This window comes from Pseudomonas sp. 8 R 14 (assembly GCF_900005955.1).
GTDB classification, from domain to species: domain Bacteria; phylum Pseudomonadota; class Gammaproteobacteria; order Pseudomonadales; family Pseudomonadaceae; genus Aquipseudomonas; species Aquipseudomonas marginalis.
This window is the reverse complement of sequence record NZ_CVTH01000064.1, coordinates 37,951-55,423: the sequence shown is the minus strand read 5'-3', so window position 1 is coordinate 55,423 and position 17,473 is coordinate 37,951. Positions and strand designations below refer to the sequence as shown.

Annotated in this window: 14 protein-coding genes; 11 read left to right on the top strand and 3 right to left on the bottom strand. The window is 61.6% G+C overall.

Going from position 1 to position 17,473, the window contains the following annotated elements; translation table 11 throughout:
* Positions 1-587 precede the first annotated feature (587 nt).
* Complete coding sequence (locus BFQ01_RS17030; RefSeq protein WP_065926179.1) at positions 588-1,313, top strand: response regulator; 726 nt, start codon at positions 588-590, stop codon at positions 1,311-1,313.
* Positions 1,310-2,920 carry an ATP-binding protein gene (locus BFQ01_RS17025; protein ID WP_065926178.1) on the top strand — a complete coding sequence of 537 codons (1,611 nt, stop codon included), beginning with the start codon at positions 1,310-1,312 and terminating at the stop codon, positions 2,918-2,920. The genes BFQ01_RS17030 and BFQ01_RS17025 overlap by 4 nt, the downstream gene beginning before the upstream one ends.
* 105 nt (positions 2,921-3,025) lie before the next feature.
* Here the strand turns inward: BFQ01_RS17025 and BFQ01_RS17020 are convergent, their stop codons facing one another.
* On the bottom strand, positions 3,026-3,751 hold the full coding sequence (locus BFQ01_RS17020; RefSeq protein ID WP_065926177.1) for a 4'-phosphopantetheinyl transferase family protein: 726 nt from the start codon (positions 3,749-3,751) through the stop codon (positions 3,026-3,028).
* A 136-nt stretch (positions 3,752-3,887) separates the two neighbouring features.
* Between BFQ01_RS17020 and BFQ01_RS17015 the strand changes: the two genes are divergently transcribed.
* From BFQ01_RS17015 to BFQ01_RS17005, 3 genes are read left to right on the top strand one after another with little or no spacing between them, the layout of a single operon-like run.
* Positions 3,888-4,196 carry a hypothetical protein gene (locus tag BFQ01_RS17015; protein WP_065926176.1) on the top strand — a complete coding sequence of 103 codons (309 nt, stop codon included), beginning with the start codon at positions 3,888-3,890 and terminating at the stop codon, positions 4,194-4,196.
* An 18-nt stretch (positions 4,197-4,214) separates the two neighbouring features.
* A complete protein-coding gene (locus tag BFQ01_RS17010; protein ID WP_017138377.1) occupies positions 4,215-4,892 on the top strand; it encodes a response regulator in 678 nt (225 codons plus the stop codon).
* A complete protein-coding gene (locus BFQ01_RS17005) occupies positions 4,889-6,235 on the top strand; it encodes an ATP-binding protein (RefSeq protein ID WP_065926175.1) in 1,347 nt (448 codons plus the stop codon). Before BFQ01_RS17010 ends, BFQ01_RS17005 begins: the two co-directional genes overlap by 4 nt.
* A 151-nt stretch (positions 6,236-6,386) precedes the next feature.
* On the opposite strand, the gene BFQ01_RS17000 is transcribed toward BFQ01_RS17005, so the two are convergent.
* On the bottom strand, positions 6,387-7,385 hold the full coding sequence (locus BFQ01_RS17000) for an AraC family transcriptional regulator (RefSeq protein ID WP_065926174.1): 999 nt from the start codon (positions 7,383-7,385) through the stop codon (positions 6,387-6,389).
* Between the two features lie 339 nt (positions 7,386-7,724).
* Between BFQ01_RS17000 and BFQ01_RS16995 the strand changes: the two genes are divergently transcribed.
* From BFQ01_RS16995 to BFQ01_RS16985, 3 genes are all read left to right on the top strand, one after another.
* Positions 7,725-9,065, top strand: a complete 1,341-nt coding sequence (locus tag BFQ01_RS16995; RefSeq protein WP_065926173.1) for a dicarboxylate/amino acid:cation symporter — start codon at positions 7,725-7,727, stop codon at positions 9,063-9,065.
* A gap of 171 nt (positions 9,066-9,236) precedes the next feature.
* Complete coding sequence (locus BFQ01_RS16990; RefSeq protein WP_065926172.1) at positions 9,237-10,223, top strand: XdhC family protein; 987 nt, start codon at positions 9,237-9,239, stop codon at positions 10,221-10,223.
* Entirely contained in the window at positions 10,223-10,810 is a 588-nt protein-coding gene (locus BFQ01_RS16985; protein WP_065926171.1) for a nucleotidyltransferase family protein, read from the top strand. Before BFQ01_RS16990 ends, BFQ01_RS16985 begins: the two co-directional genes overlap by 1 nt.
* A gap of 78 nt (positions 10,811-10,888) precedes the next feature.
* Here BFQ01_RS16985 and rne read toward each other — a convergent pair whose 3' ends face one another.
* On the bottom strand, positions 10,889-14,086 hold the full coding sequence (gene rne, locus BFQ01_RS16980; RefSeq protein ID WP_083244893.1) for a ribonuclease E: 3,198 nt from the start codon (positions 14,084-14,086) through the stop codon (positions 10,889-10,891).
* Between the two features lie 768 nt (positions 14,087-14,854).
* Between rne and rluC the strand changes: the two genes are divergently transcribed.
* The 3 genes from rluC to BFQ01_RS16965 are packed head-to-tail and all read left to right on the top strand — an operon-like array spanning position 14,855 to position 17,468.
* Positions 14,855-15,814 (top strand): 23S rRNA pseudouridine(955/2504/2580) synthase RluC, encoded by a 960-nt coding sequence (gene rluC / locus BFQ01_RS16975; RefSeq protein ID WP_053140114.1) that lies wholly within the window; start codon positions 14,855-14,857, stop codon positions 15,812-15,814.
* The gene (locus tag BFQ01_RS16970) at positions 15,801-16,463 is read left to right on the top strand and encodes an HAD-IA family hydrolase (protein ID WP_065926169.1); all 663 of its coding nucleotides are present in this window, start codon (positions 15,801-15,803) and stop codon (positions 16,461-16,463) included. The genes rluC and BFQ01_RS16970 overlap by 14 nt, the downstream gene beginning before the upstream one ends.
* Before the next feature lie 21 nt (positions 16,464-16,484).
* A complete protein-coding gene (locus tag BFQ01_RS16965) occupies positions 16,485-17,468 on the top strand; it encodes a S49 family peptidase (protein WP_065926168.1) in 984 nt (327 codons plus the stop codon).
* Positions 17,469-17,473: the final 5 nt, after the last annotated feature.

Below are 17,473 nucleotides of genomic sequence, written 5' to 3'. Positions count from 1 at the left end.
CTTCGGTTCGGGGCTCAAACGCCCTTGGCCGTATTCCTGGTGGGTGACAGTTGCCAGGTTCAAGCACTGCAACACCCGTACCGTTTTCCGCTGTTGGAGCTGGAAAACGGCTGCCATCCGCTTGAGCGGTTTGGGCTTTCAAAAAATGCTTGGATTAGACCCAACAGGAGCAAGAAAGGGCTTGAGTTTCTTGTCTGATTTGTGTTGGGTCTTTTCGCTGAAAACCCTACATGTAGGGTTTTTTTAGCGCCGAGCTACAAGATAATGCGTTTTGGGGGGCTTAGCAACGTACTGCCTGTGGATAACGTTGTGGGTAAAATGTGTATGAAACGTGGAACACCCGTGTAGGCCGCAGCACTGCTGGATTCGGCCGTTTGTCACTGAATATTCCAAGTTGAAAACAGCCGGTTGGATTTTTGAGGGCGCGAACCCTATCACAGAAAAGCGCGATCACCGAATGGATTTCCCGGCTTGTGCGAGAGGGCTTGGGCATGACTACAATCGGCCTCTGTTATGCCCTCAAAACATTACAAATAAGGTGTGGCCTCCTCGGCCAACGCATCCCTTTATAACAACGAGGATCACCCGTGGAGCAAGAAGCCTGGCACATCCTGATCGTCGAGGACGACGAGCGACTCGCCGAGTTGACCCGCGATTACCTGGAAAGCAACGGCCTGCGGGTTTCCGTGGAAGGTGATGGCGCCCTGGCTGCGGCGCGGATCCTCGCCGAGCAACCGGACCTGGTGATTCTCGACCTGATGCTGCCCGGCGAAGACGGCCTGAGCATTTGCCGCAAAGTGCGCGAACGCTACGACGGCGTGATCCTGATGCTCACCGCCCGCACCGACGACATGGACCAAGTGCTCGGCCTGGACATGGGCGCCGACGACTACGTGTGCAAACCCGTGCGCCCGCGCCTGTTGCTCGCGCGTATCCAGGCCCTGTTGCGCCGCAGTGAGCCGGCCGAACCCGCCAGCGTGGAAAGCCAGCGCCGCCTGCAATTCGGCCCGCTGCTGGTGGACAACGCCCTGCGCGAAGCCTGGCTGCAGGGTGACGGTATCGAGTTGACCAGTGCCGAGTTCGACCTGCTGTGGCTGCTGGTGGCGAATGCCGGGCGCATCCTGTCCCGCGAAGAAATCTTTATCGCCCTGCGCGGCATAGGCTACGACGGCCAGGACCGCTCCATTGATGTGCGCATCTCACGGATTCGCCCGAAAATCGGCGATGACCCGATCCACCCACGGCTGATCAAGACCATCCGCAGCAAAGGCTATCTGTTCGTCCCTGAAGCCGCTGCCGATATGCCGTTGTGAACTCGATCTTCCTGCGTATCTATGGCGGCATGTGCGCGGCGCTGATTCTGGTGGCGCTGCTCGGCGTGCTGGCCCTGCACCTGCTCAACGAGGTGCGCAGCGGCCAATACCGCGAGCGCCTGGCCCACGGCACCTTTGCCTTGATGGGCGATAACCTGCAGCCCATGAGCCCCATCGAACGCCAGCGCGCCCTGGCCGTGTGGGAGCGCTTGCTCGGCATCCCCCTGGAATTGCGCGGCCTCACCGATGCCCAACTGGACCTCAGCCAGCGCACCCGCCTGCAACGCGGCCAGGTGCTGGTGGAGCAGACCGGCCCCCATGCCGCCCGGGTGCTGCGCCTGGTCAGCGATAAGGAACAGTGGGTGCTGACGGGGGAGGTGCAGCAGATCAGCGAGCAACTGGCCCGCGCGACCATTTACCTGCTGGCCGATGAACTGGTGCGCTTCCCCGTGGCCGAGCAGCCGCAACGGCTGGCGGATATAAAGGAAGCCAAGGGCTTTGGTTTCGAAATGCACCTGATGACCCTGGATCAGGCCGATATGGACGACGACCAACGCCGCCGTGTATCGGAGGGCGATACGGTCATGGCCCTGGGCAAGGGCGGCGATTCGATCCGCGTGTTTGCCGGCATGGTCGGCACGCCCTGGGTGCTGGAGCTCGGCCCGCTGTACCAGATGAGCCCGTACCCGGCGCAATGGCTGGTCCTGATCGCCTTGATCGGCCTGACCCTGATCGGCCTGATTGTCTATCTATTGGTGCGTCAGCTTGAGCGCCGGCTCCGAGGCCTGGAAGCCGCCGCCACGCGCATCGCCAAAGGCAACCTCGAGGTGCGTGTGCCGGCCCGGGGTGCCGACTCGGTGGGGCGCCTGGCGGCGGCCTTTAATGGCATGGCCGAGCACCTGCAGCAACTGCTGGCAATCCAGCGCGAACTGGTGCGCGCGGTGTCCCATGAACTGCGAACACCGGTGGCACGCCTGCGCTTCGGCCTGGAGATGATCGGCGACGCCGCCACGCCTGAAGCGCGGCGCAAGTACCTGGAAGGCATGGACAGTGATATCCAGGACCTAGACGGCCTGGTGGATGAAATGCTCACCTACGCAAGGCTTGAGCAGGGTGCGCCGGCGTTGATTTTCCAACGGGTCGATCTCGATGCGCTGCTTGATCAAGTGATCGGCGAATTATCGCCACTGCGCCCGCAAGTGACTGTGGCCAGGGGGATTTGCCTGTCGTCGGCACATTGGGATGACGCTTGGGTCGATGCCGAACCGCGCTACTTGCACCGCGCCCTGCAAAACCTGGTGAGCAACGCCATGCGCCACGCCCAGGGCCAGGTGTTGATCAGTTATCAGGTGGGCCAGGTGCGCTGTCGCATCGATGTGGAGGACGACGGGCCCGGTGTCCCGGAAAGTGCCTGGGAGCGTATCTTCACGCCGTTCCTGCGCCTGGATGACAGCCGCACCCGTGCCTCGGGCGGGCATGGCCTGGGGTTGTCGATTGTGCGGCGCATCATTTATTGGCACGGCGGGCGAGCGTTGATCAGCAAGAGCAACAACCTGGGCGGCGCCTGCTTCAGCCTGAGTTGGCCCAGAGATCAAGACAAACCCTGACGTCTTATCCCACGCCGAGCAAATCCGTAGCAGCTGCCGAGCGCAAGCGAGGCTGCGTCGGCCGCGCTACTGATCTAACGTCGAGTTGCGCGTGGCGCAGCCTCGCTAAGGCTCGACAGCTGCTACGGCTACCAGGCTCAACAGTTGGCCATCATTCACTGAGTATTGCGCCGATAGTTCCTTGCCGTGGCACCACTCGCTGGACAGGTCGGTGAGCAAGCGCAAGCGCACATGCCCGGCCTCTGACCACTCCACCACCTCGGCATGTTCAAAATAAAAGCGCTTCTGCACGATCGGGTAGAGCGCCTTGAACAAACTCTCCTTGACCGAAAACGTCAGCGTCACCAGCAAGGCGATCTGTTCTCGCGGCACATCAGCCATACGCTGCAGCTCTTGCACCGTCAGAATTTCCCCGGCCAGGCGCTCCGCCCGTTCCAGGCTCAGCAGGTTCTCCAGGTCCATCCCCAACCCACGCCATTGCGCCTTGTGCCCGACAATCGCGGCGGCATGCCCGGTGCTGTGGGTAATGGAACCGCTGATGTGGGCGGGCCACACCGGTGCGCGGTCTTCGCCGATCGCCGGGATGCAGTTGATCTGATCGAGCTGTTGCAGGGCCGCGCGCGCGCACAGGCGGCCGGCGAGAAACTCGGCCTGACGCTTGGCCACCGAACGCTGGATACTCGCCGGTGGCGGCACGGCGCAATGCTGGAAGTCGCCAGGTGCCAGCAATGCAGGATCGAACCGGGTGCTGAGAAACACCGTGCCCGGCAAGGGGTCGGGCAGCGGCCAATGGGCGTCGAGTGGGGTGCAGCAAGCGGGTAGGGGCGTCATGGGCGGTATTTTGCCGAGTTGATGGGCAAGAGGATAGCCCGCCGTGATTCAGGCGAGGTTCAAAGCCTGTTCAGGGGGAGTTCAGGGGCGCTTGCGTAGTCTGGCCTCACAGCCAAACGCGTAATGAGGTAACACCATGACTGCGATCAAGAAGCTGATGTTGGCCTTAACCATGCTCAGTGCCACCGTCGGGGTTCAGGCCTCCGATGGTGCCTTTGCCGCATTCGGTCGTGAGAAAACCAAGAAGTCCAGCATCCTGATGCAGCGCGTCAGCATCGAAGATGCTGGCAGTCAGCCCACGCCCTGGGGGCAGTCCCTTGGCCAGGCCACCCCGCAGCCGAGCTATCGCGCCGGCTATGAACACCTGAGCGGCCGGTTCAACGGTATTAAACTGCGCCCGCAAGACCTGCAGGGCCGCTATGATATCCCTCTGTCGGACAGTTGATTTGCTTTGGAGAGCCTTATGAAATTGCTGGTGGTGGAAGATGAGGCGCTGTTGCGCCATCACCTGTTTACCCGCCTGACCGACAGCGGCCACGTGGTCGAGGCCGTGGCCAATGCCGAAGAGGCCCTGTACCAGACCGGTCAATTCAACCATGACCTGGCGATCATCGACCTGGGCCTGCCCGGCATGGGCGGCCTGGACCTGATCCGCCAACTGCGCAGCCAGGCCAAGACCTTTCCGATCCTGATCCTCACCGCGCGTGGCAACTGGCAGGACAAGGTCGAAGGCCTGGCCGCCGGGGCCGACGACTATGTGGTCAAGCCGTTCCAGTTCGAAGAGCTGGAGGCGCGGATGAACGCCTTGCTGCGCCGCTCCAGCGGGTTTACCCAGTCGACCATCGTCGCCGGGCCCTTGCTGCTGGACCTCAACCGCAAGCAGGCATCCCTCGATGAACAGCCCCTGGCATTGACCGCCTATGAATATCGCATCCTCGAATACCTGATGCGCCATCACCAGCAGGTCGTCGCCAAGGACCGTCTGATGGAGCAGCTCTACCCCGACGACGATGAGCGCGATCCGAATGTGATTGAAGTGCTGGTCGGCCGCCTGCGCCGCAAGCTGGAAGGCCCGGCGGGGTTCAAGCCGATCGACACTGTGCGTGGCCTGGGCTACCTGTTCAATGAGCGCTGCCGTTGATTCGCTCGCTCCGTGTGCGCTTGATGCTGGCGGCCGCCACCCTGGCCGTGCTGTTTATGCTGGGCCTGTTGCCCGCCATGCAGGGCGCGTTCAGCCTGGCATTGCAGGATTCCATCGAGCAGCGCCTGGCGTCGGACGTCACCACCCTGATCTCCGCCGCGCGGGTGGAAAACAATCGCCTGCTGATGCCGGCGCAGTTGCCGGATGAGCGCTTCAACCTCACCGATAGCCGGTTGCTCGGCTATATCTATGACCGCGAAGGCCACCTGGTGTGGCGTTCGCGGGCCACCCGGGACGAAAACATCAACTACAAGCCGCGCTATGACGGGCGCGGCAATGAGTTTGCGCGGATTCGCGAGGCCGACGGGCAGGAGTTCTTCGTCTATGACGTCGAGGTCAGGCTGCTCGGCGGCAAGAGTGCGGCGTTCAGTATCGTGGCCCTGCAACCGGTGCGCGAATACCAATTGACCCTCGAAGGCCTGCGCGAAAACCTCTACCTGGGCTTCGGCGCGGCACTGCTGGTGCTGCTGACCTTGCTGTGGCTGGGCCTGACCTGGGGTCTGCAGGCCCTGCGGCGATTGAGCCAGGAGCTTGACCAGATCGAAGGCGGTACCCGCGAAAGCCTCTCCGAGCAACACCCTCGCGAATTGCTGCGTCTCACCGGCTCCCTTAACCGCCTGCTGCACAGCGAGCGCGAACAACGGGCACGTTACCGCGACTCCCTCGATGACCTGGCCCACAGCCTGAAAACGCCGCTCGCCGTGTTGCAAAGCGTGAGCGAAGACATGGCGCAACGTCCGGAAGATCGCGACCAGGCCTGGGTGCTGCAATCCCAGATCGAACGCATGAGCCAGCAGATCGGCTACCAGCTGCAGCGTGCCAGCCTGCGCAAAAGCGGCCTGGTGCGCCATCAGGTGCGCCTGGAACCGGTAGTGCAAAGCCTCTGCGATACCCTGGGCAAGGTCTACCGCGACAAGGGCGTCGCGGTGTCCTTTGAACTGCCGGACGAATGCGATGTACCGATCGAGAAGGGCGCCCTGCTTGAATTGCTCGGCAACCTGCTGGAAAACGCCTATCGGTTGTGCCTGAGTGAAGTGCGCGTCAGCCTGGTGGAAAATTCCGAAGGGCTCGAGTTGTGCATCGAGGACGACGGCCCCGGCGTGCCGCCGGACCAGCGTGCACGGATTCTGCAACGGGGCGAGCGCCTGGACCGTCAGCATCCGGGGCAGGGGATCGGGTTGGCGGTGGTCAAGGACATCATAGAAAGCTACGGCGCACGACTGACCCTGGGGGATTCGCCGCTGGGTGGAGCGGCGTTCAAGATTCACTTTCCGTCTGTGTGATCTTCAGTGGCTGGGCTGGCCCTGTCCGGGCATAAGTATCTACACATCTTGAGCCGAGCCCCCTGCTACGCGTTATCCTACTGAAGTTGTGTAGATACTTATGCCTATCGGGGGCTTGCACCCCGATGAGGCCCTCACAAACAACACCCCTCTAATTCTCCTGCGCCCGATAGGCCCCCGGTGTCAGTCCCGTCCACTTCTTGAACGCCCGATGAAACGCCGACGGTTCGGAGAACCCCAGCTGCTCGGCGATCGCCTGCAAGGACAAATCCGCCCGCCCCAGGTGGTAGATGGCGATGTCCCGCCGCAATTCATCCTTAAGCGCCTGAAAGCTGGTGCCTTCTTCGCGCAAATGTCGGCGCAGGGTTTGCGGGCTGACGTGCAAGTGCTGGGCGACGGCCTCCAGGTCTGGCCAAGGCGTGCGGTCGCGGCTCAACAAGCGTCGCAGCTGGCTGCTCAAGCTGTCGCCTTCATCCGGGCGTGACAGCAGGTCGGCGGGGGAACGCTCAAGGAAATGCTTTAGGGTACGTTCGTCCTGCAACAATGGCAGGCTCAGGTAGCGGGCGGGAAACACCAGGCTGCTGTGCTGGGCACCGAACACCTGGGCGCAGGGGAACAGCAGGTCATATTCAGCGGCGTGGGCCGGCATCGGGTAGCTGAACGTGGCCTGGTGCAAACGAATGCGCTGGCCGATCAGCCAACTGCCCAGGCGGTGCCAGATCACCAGCAGGCATTCGCTGAGGAAGTGATCCGGGTCCCACAGGTGAGAATCATCCAGGCTCAGGCGGGCCATTTCGCCTTCTCGTGTCAGCTGCCAGCGCGGGCCTTGTGGGAATAGGCTATAAAATAATAAGCCGCGTTCCAGAGCCTTCTCCAGGGTGCGGCAGTGGATCAGCGCATGGCACATCATGGCGAAGGTGCCGCGTTTGCTCGGGCCGTCGGCGAACCCCAGGTACTCATCGTCCAGTGCCAGCCAGAGCATTTGCAGCAGCCGGGTGAATTGCTCGGGCGCAATGCGGGCGCGAGGTTCGGTCAACAGTTCCGGGGTGATGCCCAGCTGTTGCAACAGGCCCGAATAGTCGTAACCGGTTCGACGCGCACCGCCCAGGGCTGCCCGGGCGTAATGGCTGGCGATGGTACGTTCACGCATGCGGGGCCCTCGTCCATGGAAGGGCGGATGGTAGTCATCACCCGGCAGGGCAACAAGGCGGATATCCGCCAAATTGTAGGACGGGATTGGGCAGTGCGGCGGAAATCCGCCAGCCGATTCGGCTCTTCGGAGGGGGCTTTGAAATCCGCAGCCCTGATGTCTTAAGGCCCCCAGGGGTTTTCAGCAAAGTGGCACGGCGTTTGCGATAAGGATTACAGCGCAGGCCTGGTGCTACAGGCTTCGCAAACAACAAATCCCTCCAGTGCAGGAGGGTTCGCAATTCAAGTGTCGTGGGCAATGGCGGATATTTGCCACACGGGACGATTGAGGAATTTTGCAATGACGACTCGTCAGCCAATCTACAAATCCCTGTATTTCCAGGTGATCGTTGCAATCGTTATCGGTATTTTGCTCGGTCACTTCTACCCGCAGACCGGTGTGGCGCTCAAGCCACTGGGTGACGGCTTCATCAAGCTGATCAAAATGGTCATTGCCCCGATCATCTTCTGCACCGTTGTCAGCGGCATCGCCGGCATGCAAAGCATGAAATCGGTCGGCAAAACCGGTGGCTACGCGCTGCTGTACTTCGAAATCGTTTCCACCATCGCACTGCTGATCGGCCTGATCGTGGTGAACGTTGTGCAACCGGGCGCCGGCATGCACATTGATGTATCAACCCTGGAGCCTTCGAAACTTGCGGCAATCCAGGGCTTCGTCACTGCCGGTAAAGACCAGAGTATTGTCGCCTTTATCCTCAATGTGATCCCGAACACCATCGTCGGCGCCTTCGCCAACGGCGACATCCTGCAAGTGCTGATGTTCTCGGTGATCTTCGGTTTCGCCCTGCATCGCCTGGGTGCCTACGGCAAGCCGGTGCTGGACTTCATCGATCGCTTCGCCCACGTGATGTTCAACATCATCAACATGATCATGAAGCTCGCGCCAATCGGTGCCCTGGGCGCCATGGCGTTCACCATCGGTGCCTACGGTGTAGGTTCCCTGGTGCAGTTGGGCCAGTTGATGATCTGCTTCTACATCACTTGCCTGCTGTTCGTGCTGGTGGTGCTGGGCGGTATCTGCCGCGCCCACGGTTTCAGCGTGATCAAACTGATCCGCTACATCCGTGAAGAACTGTTGATCGTACTGGGTACTTCTTCCTCCGAGTCCGCACTGCCACGCATGCTGATCAAGATGGAGCGTCTGGGCGCGAAGAAATCCGTAGTCGGCCTGGTAATCCCGACCGGCTACTCGTTCAACCTCGACGGTACCTCGATCTACCTGACCATGGCGGCCGTGTTCATCGCCCAGGCGACTGACACCCACATGGACATCACCCACCAGATCACCCTGCTGCTGGTGCTGCTGCTGTCCTCCAAAGGTGCTGCTGGCGTGACCGGTAGCGGCTTTATCGTACTGGCAGCCACCCTGTCGGCCGTCGGCCACCTGCCGGTTGCCGGCCTGGCGCTGATCCTGGGTATCGACCGCTTCATGTCCGAAGCCCGTGCACTGACCAACCTGGTGGGTAACGCCGTTGCCACCCTCGTTGTGGCCAAGTGGGTCAAGGAACTGGACACCGACCAACTGCAAAGCGAGTTGGCTTCCGGTGGTCGCAGTATCTCCGACACCCGTGAAGAAGATGACCTGGGCGTGGCCGAAGGCCCTGCACCGGTGATCAAGTAAGCCGCTGATGGCGTGAACCCACGCTGACAGCTATCCGCAAACGCCCCGACTGGTTCGGGGCGTTTGCGTTTGTGGAGGATTACTTTTTTGGAATATTTTGACTTACAGTCAATGACTCGATGAAATTCGCGCCACACGGTACGTTCCAAACGCAGACTGGCAGGAGAAGTTATGGACAGTGTTGATTTAAATGTCCTGCGCAGCGTGCTCGAATGGCGCCGCGCCGGGCAGCAGGTGGTGTTGTATAGCGTTGTGCAGACGTGGGGCAGCGCGCCGCGTCCACCGGGCGCCATGTTGGCGTTGCGGGGGGATGGCGTGGTGATCGGCTCGGTGTCCGGCGGTTGCATCGAGGACGACTTGATCGCCCGCTTGCAGGATGGCCGTCTGACGCACGACGGGCCGCCGGTGCAGTTGGTGACCTACGGCGTGACGCGCGACGAGGCGGCGCGTTTCGGCCTGCCATGCGGCGGCACCCTGCGCTTGACCGAGGAGCGGGTGCAAGACTGGGCCTGGGTCGCGCAGTTGCTGGAGCGTTGCGAGGCGCATGAAATTGTCGCGCGGGAACTGGACCTGGTCTCCGGTGAAGTCACGTTGAGCAGTGCGAACAAGACCGATGTGGTCACCTTCGATGGCGAACGCCTGCGGGCTATCTACGGCCCGCGCTGGCGCCTGCTGTTGATCGGTGCCGGGCAACTGTCGCGCTACGTGGCGGAAATGGCGCGCCTGCTGGATTTCGAAGTACTGATATGCGATCCGCGTAGCGAGTTTGTCTACGGCTGGGAAGAGCAGCACGGCCGCTTCGTGCCGGGTATGCCTGATGAGGCGGTGCTGAATATCCAGACCGACGAGCGCACGGCCATTGTCTGCCTGACCCATGATCCGCGCCTTGATGATATGGCGTTGCTGACGGCGCTGAACTCCAGTGCCTTCTACATCGGTGCGCTGGGTTCGCGAATCAATAGCCAGACGCGTCGCGAGAATCTGGCGGCGCTGGGTTTGTCGACGGATGCGATTGCGCGTTTACATGGGCCGATTGGCCTGCATATCGGTAGCCATACGCCGGCGGAGATCGCCTTGTCGTTGATGGCGGAAATTGTCGCGATCAAGAACGGCGTGGCGCCGATGCAGAAAAAGCCCCTGCCGGTGGTTGCTGAGTAATGGTGACGGCGATTGTCTTGGCGGCGGGGCAGGGCAGCCGGTTCCGAGCCGAAGCGGGGGCTGACCAGGATAAGTTGCTGGCCGATTGCCTGGGCCGTGATGGGGTGATGCGTCCGGTGATCGAGCAGGTATTGGTGAATTTGCCGGATCGCCTGGTGGCGCGCTGGCTGGTGACCTCGCCGGATCGCACGGAGGTCATTCGGTTGGCCGAAGTGTATGGCTGCCAGGTCTTACTGTTGCAGTCAGCCGGCATGGGCGAGAGCATCGCCGCAGCCGTCGCGGCCAGCGCCTCGGCGGATGGCTGGCTGGTGGTGTTGGGGGATATGCCGTTTATCCAATCATCGAGCATTGAACGGGTGATTGACGCGCTGGAGGAGGATGGCATCAGCGTGCCGGTGCAGGCGGGTGACTATGGGCATCCAGTGGCCTTTGGTCGCGCTTTTGGTCCGGACCTGATGGCGCTGACCGGGGATCGTGGAGGCAAGCCATTGTTCGCACGTGCCCGGGTGCGGGAAGTGCAGGTGGAAGATGCGGGTGTTCTGTGGGATGTGGATCTGCCGAAACGGTTAATTTTTAACCCAGACTAAATTTGATCTTCGTTGTTTTCGATCTATAAAAAAGCCCCGCCTGATCACTCAGGCGGGGCTTTTTAGTGGCGGATGGAATCAGGCGAGGGGTTTAGGCTCGTGTTCTTCTTCCTGGGCCTTGTGCTCTACCACTGCTTCAGCAGCAGTGTGCTCAACCACGGTTTCAGCAACCGGGGCTGGCGCCTCGACAGCTTCGACTACGGCTGGAGCGGCAGCAGCAGCGGCGGCAGCTGCCTCAGCTTCCTTGCGGCGACGACGCACTTCACGTGGGTCGTTCGGCGCACGGCCGTTTTCGGTCAGGGCGCTGGCCGGTGCCGCTTCTACCACGGGTGCTTCGACTTCGGCTACCACCGGTGCTTCAACAACCACCGGTGCAGACTCGACGGCTGGCGCAGGCTCGGCAACCACTGCTTCGGCAACCGGCGCAGGCGCTTCTTCTACCACCGGTGCAGGCGCTGGTGCTTCAACCGGGGCGGCAGGTTCGGCAGTCCACTGGAAGGCGGTCTGTTCTTCGCGAACTTCACGCACTGCCGGGGCAGCTTCTTCGACAGCCGGGGCTTCAGCGGCGGCTTCAACTACTGGCTGAGGCTCAACAACCGGAGCGGCTTCAACTGCAACTACTTCGGTTTCTGGCTGGGCGTCGCGGATCGGTGCCACTTCCACTTCCGGAACCACTGGGGCTTCGACAGGGGTAGTTGCTTCAACGACCGGTGCTTCAACCACTGGGGTCTCGGTAACTGGCGCTTCTACAGCAGCGGTTTCTTCAACAGTGGCAGTCGCGCGTTCAGCCTGTTCATGCGCCTGGGCTTCAGCCGGTGCGCTGATCACCGAGCTGGCAACCGCTGCGGTAACGGCCAGGCCGGCAGCCAGTTCGGCACCGGTCGGTTCGTGGGTGGCGGCTTCTGCGTTCTCGCCGGCCTCTTCCGAGCCTTCGATCACATTGCCATTGGCATCACGCTGACGCTCACGGCGGTTGCTGCGACGACGCTGGCCACGGGAGCGGCGGCGTGGACGATCGCCTTCGGCGTTGTCCTGGCCGTCTTCCTGCAATTGCTCTTCGCCGGCCAGTACTTCTTCTTCGCTGGCGGCAGCGGCTTGCTCGGCACGTGGTTGACGCTCTTCACGCGGTGGGCGCGGCTGGCGCTCTTCACGCGGGGCACGCTCTTCACGCGGCTGGCGAGCTGGGCGCTCTTCAGCGGCAGTGGCTGCAACACCTGCAACGGCAGGGGCGGCATCCAATGGCTCGCGCAGTTCACGCACGCGTTCTTCACGCTCGCCACGCGGCTTGCGATCTTCACGCGGCGCACGTGGGGTACGTGGTGCGCGCTCTTCACGCGGTGCACGTTCTTCACGGGCTACGGCCGGGGTTTCTTCACGCGCTTCGCGAGGTGCACGCTCTTCACGTGGTGCGCGTTCTTCGCGAGGCGCACGTTCTTCACGCGGCTTGCGCTCTTCGTCACGGCGACCGTTGCGGTTACGGCTCTGCTGGCGACCGTTGCGACGCTCTTCGTTGCGTGCTGGGCGTTCGGTCGCAGGTTTTTCAACCACGACCGGTGCCGCAGGCTCTTCCTTGGTGGCGAACAGGCTGACCAGCGACTTCACCAGGCCCTTGAACAGGCTCGGCTCAGGCAGGGCGGCCGGTGCGGCAACCGGGGCAGCGGCTTCAACCGGCACCGGTGCGTTGGCACGGGCTGGCGCGGTTTTCACGGCGGCTTCCTGGCGCACCAGGGTGCGGGTCGCGGCGGCTGGCTGGACTTCTTCCACTTCGGCGGCGGCGGCAGCGATTTCGTAGCTGGACTGGCCGCTGTGGGCTTCCGGGCTGTCGTCACGCAGGCGCTGTACTTCGAAGTGCGGCGTCTCGAGGTGATCGTTCGGCAGGATCACGATACGAGCACGGGTGCGCAGTTCGATCTTGGTGATCGAGTTGCGTTTTTCGTTGAGCAGGAAAGCGGCAACCGGGATCGGCACTTGTGCGCGGACTTCGGCGGTGCGGTCTTTCAGGGCTTCTTCTTCGATCAGGCGCAGGATCGCCAGGGACAGCGATTCAACGTCACGGATGATGCCGGTGCCGTTGCAACGCGGGCAGACGATGCCGCTGCTCTCGCCCAGGGATGGACGCAGGCGCTGACGGGACATTTCCAGCAGGCCGAAGCGCGAGATGCGGCCGACCTGTACGCGGGCGCGGTCGGCTTCCAGGCATTCGCGGACTTTCTCTTCCACGGCGCGCTGGTTCTTGGCGGGGGTCATGTCGATGAAGTCGATCACGATCAGGCCGCCGATGTCACGCAGGCGCAGCTGGCGGGCGATTTCTTCAGCCGCTTCCAGGTTGGTCTGCAGGGCGGTTTCTTCGATGTCGCTACCCTTCGTGGCGCGCGCCGAGTTGATGTCGATGGACACCAGGGCTTCGGTCGGGTCGATCACGATGGAGCCGCCGGAAGGCAGTTCGACCACACGCTGGAAAGCGGTCTCGATCTGGCTTTCGATCTGGAAACGATTGAACAGCGGCACGCTGTCTTCGTACAGCTTGATCTTGCTGGCGTACTGCGGCATCACCTGGCGGATGAAGGTCAGGGCTTCGTCCTGGGCTTCGACGCTGTCGATCAGCACTTCGCCGATGTCCTGGCGCAGGTAATCGCGGATGGCGCGGATGATCACGTTGCTTTCCTGGTAGATCAGGAACGGCGCGGAACGATCCAGGGAGGCTTCTTTGATGGCGGTCCACAGTTGCAGCAGGTAGTCGAGGTCCCACTGCATTTCTTCGCTGCTGCGGCCCAGGCCGGCAGTGCGCACGATCAGGCCCATATCGGCCGGTGCGATCAGGCCGTTCAACGCTTCACGCAGTTCGTTGCGCTCTTCGCCTTCGATGCGACGGGAGATGCCGCCGGCACGTGGGTTGTTCGGCATCAGCACGAGGTAACGGCCGGCCAGGCTGATGAAGGTGGTCAGGGCGGCGCCCTTGTTGCCACGTTCTTCTTTTTCGACCTGAACGATGACTTCCTGGCCTTCGCTCAGGACGTCCTTGATGTTTACGCGGCCTTCGGGGGATTTCTTGAAGTATTCGCGGGAGATTTCTTTGAGGGGCAGGAAGCCGTGGCGCTCGGAGCCGAAATCGACAAAGGCAGCCTCAAGGCTTGGTTCGATGCGAGTAATACGGCCTTTATAGATGTTGGCCTTCTTTTGCTCGCGTGCACCGGATTCGATGTCCAGGTCGTAGAGGCGTTGGCCATCTACCAGTGCAACACGCAACTCTTCGGGTTGAGTTGCGTTAATCAGCATTCTTTTCATGTTGTACCGTCGGTTTCCGGGCTGCCGGAAACGGCGTTCGGCACACACGACTTCTCACGGTCGGTGTCAGGTGCGTCAAGAGTGGTTGGCCACTCCAGTGTCCAGCAAAATCGGCCAATTGGGCCGGTATCGCGACGGACGCGTCCTGCTTGTTAGCGGTGGTGACAAAGGCACCACTTCAACAAAAGCTAAGGTCAGGAGGAGGAATCAACCGGCGACTGTGGACGAGATGAAGCGTCTAAATATAAGCCTAGTGCTACACGGTCCGACGGTTGTGCATCTCCACCCTACACGTATCCCTGATAATTCGGGTGCTGCCGCGCGCAGAATCCGCAGCGGGTTGGCATTTACCGTGTTCTCCAATGGGGAGTCCACGCTCATGGCTAAACAAGACTGAGTAAGGGGCGATTGCGCTCTCACTCAGCTCTTAACAGGCGTTGTTTCCGAAGCATTCGCCGTGGTCTGGCTCAAGACTGACTGCACTTTGTGAACTGGCCGTAAATATCGGCGCAGAACGCGAGTATTCACTCTGCTTTCTGCACTCGCTTCAGGCCTCATGTCACCTGCGCTTGTTACAATCTCGAGCCTTCCAGGGTGGCGAAAGCCCCGTAGGACGGCCTCGCGTCCTGATGAATTGCGATGGTCAGGGCCGGCAGTTTGCCGCTAGTCCTCTGCCCAGGCCGCTTTTGGCGGCGTTCGCGACTATAGCAGTAATGATTAAGTGCTTCAATTCCATAAAAAATTGTTATCATCGCCGCCATGACGACTACCGCCCCCCAGACCCCCAGCGTCCAGCTGCTCGAGGTCTCGCCGGAATATGCCGGCCAACGCATCGATAATTTTCTCCTGGCCAGGCTCAAGGGTGTGCCCAAGACCTTGATCTACCGCATCTTGCGCAAAGGCGAAGTGCGCGTGAACAAGGGCCGCATCAAGCCTGAGTACAAGTTGCAGGCGGGCGATATTGTCCGTGTGCCGCCCGTGCGCGTACCTGAGCGCGATGAGCCCGTGCCATTGGCCCAGGGCCTGTTGCAGCGCCTTGAGGCATCGATTGTCTTCGAAGATAACAAGCTGATTGTGATCAACAAGCCCTGCGGTATTGCGGTTCACGGTGGCAGCGGCCTGAATTTCGGCGTGATCGAAGCCTTCCGTCAGCTGCGCCCGGATTGCAAGGAGCTGGAACTGGTTCACCGCCTGGACCGCGACACCTCCGGCCTGTTGATGATCGCCAAGAAACGCAGCATGTTGCGCCACCTGCACACCGCCCTGCGCGGCGATGGCGTGGACAAGCGCTACATGGCGCTGGTGCGCGGCAACTGGGCCAGCTCGATCAAGAGCGTCCGCGCGCCGTTGCAGAAGAGCAACCTGCGCTCCGGCGAGCGCATGGTCGAAGTGGACGAGGAGGGCAAGGAAGCCCTGACCCTGTTCAAGGTGCTGCGTCGCTTTGGTGATTTCGCCACCATGGTCGAGGCCAAGCCGGTGACGGGGCGTACCCACCAGATTCGTGTGCACACCCTGCACGCCGGTCACTGCATCGCCGGTGATACCAAGTACGGCGACGAGGGTTTTTCCAAGGAAATCCGCGACCTGGGCGGCAAGCGCCTGTTCCTGCACGCCTACATGCTCACCGTGCCGCTGCCTGACGGCGGCGAGCTGAAGCTGCAGGCGCCGGTCGATGAAATGTGGGCCAAGACCGTGGAGCGTTTGAGTGTCGCACCTTGACTACAAGCTGCTGATTTTCGATTGGGACGGCACCCTGTGTAACTCCATCGGTCGGATTGTCGAGTCGATGCACAGGGCTTCGACCCGCTCGGGCTTCGAGTTGTGCACTGACCTGGCGGTCAAAGGCATTATCGGCCTGGGCTTGCCTGAGGCGATCCGCACCTTGTACCCCGAGATCAGCGACGCTGAACTGGTGACGTTCCGCGAGCATTACGCGGATCACTACATTGCGCTGGAAGCCACACCTTCGCCGTTGTTCGAGGGTGTGGCGCAGTCGCTGGAGGCTTTTCGCGCCGAGGGCTATCACCTGGCCGTCGCCACCGGCAAGGCCCGTCGCGGCCTGGATCGGGTGCTCAGTGCCCACGGTTTTGAAGATTATTTCGACATCACCCGTGCCGCAGATGAAACCGCCAGCAAGCCTCACCCTCTGATGCTGGAGCAGATCCTTGCCCATTGCGGTGTGTCGCCGCGTGAGGCGCTGATGGTAGGTGATGCTTCCTTCGACCTGATGATGGCGCGCAACGCCGGCATGGACAGCGTGGCAGTCAGCTATGGCGCCCAGTCCGCCGAGGCGTTGCAGCAATACGAGCCGAGGGTCACGATTGATCATTTTTCTGAATTGCAGGCCTGGCTCGGTCGGGCCCAATAAGTCTTTGCTGGGGTTGATGGCATGAGTGACGAGTGGAAAGCGCCTGAAAAGGCTGAAAGCGGTGACGACAAGAGCTGGAAACTGCTGGAGAAGACGCTGCTGGCCAGTGTCCAGGAGCAACGCCGTGCGCGGCGCTGGGGGATTTTCTTCAAGTTGCTGACCTTCACTTACCTGTTGCTCATGCTGGCGCTGTTCAGCCCGCTGATGGACATGGAAAAGAGCGCGACCCGTGGCGCCAACTACACCGCGTTGATCGAAGTGCGGGGGGTGATTGCCGACAAGGAACCTGCCAGCGCCGACAATATCGTCAGCAGTCTGCGTGCCGCGTTTGAAGACCCCAAGGTCAAGGGCGTGATCCTGCGCATCAACAGCCCAGGCGGCAGCCCGGTGCAATCGGGTTATGTGTATGACGAGATTCGCCGCCTGCGCGGCCTGCACCCGGATATCAAGCTGTACGCGGTGATTTCCGATTTGGGGGCTTCGGGTGCCTATTACATTGCCAGTGCCGCTGACCAGATCTACGCCGACAAGGCCAGTCTTGTCGGCTCCATTGGTGTGACGGCGGCTGGCTACGGCTTTGTCGGTGCCATGGAGAAGCTGGGGGTTGAGCGTCGTACCTACAACTCGGGCGAGCACAAGTCGTTCCTTGATCCGTTCCAGCCGCAAAAGGCCGATGAAACCCAGTTCTGGCAGGGAGTGCTCGATACCACCCATCGCCAGTTCATCTCCAGCGTGAAGCAGGGCCGTGGGGATCGCCTGAAGGACAAAGATCATCCGGAGTTGTTCTCCGGGTTGGTGTGGTCGGGCGAGCAGGCGTTGCCGCTGGGGCTGATCGATGGTTTGGGCAGTGCCAGTTCGGTAGCGCGGGATGTGGTCGGCGAGAAAGAACTGGTGGACTTCACCGTTGAAGAGTCGCCGTTTGATCGTTTCTCCAAGAAGCTCGGCGCCAGCGTGGCTGAGAAGCTGGCGCTGTACATGGGCTTCCAGGGCCCGGCGCTGCGCTGAGATTT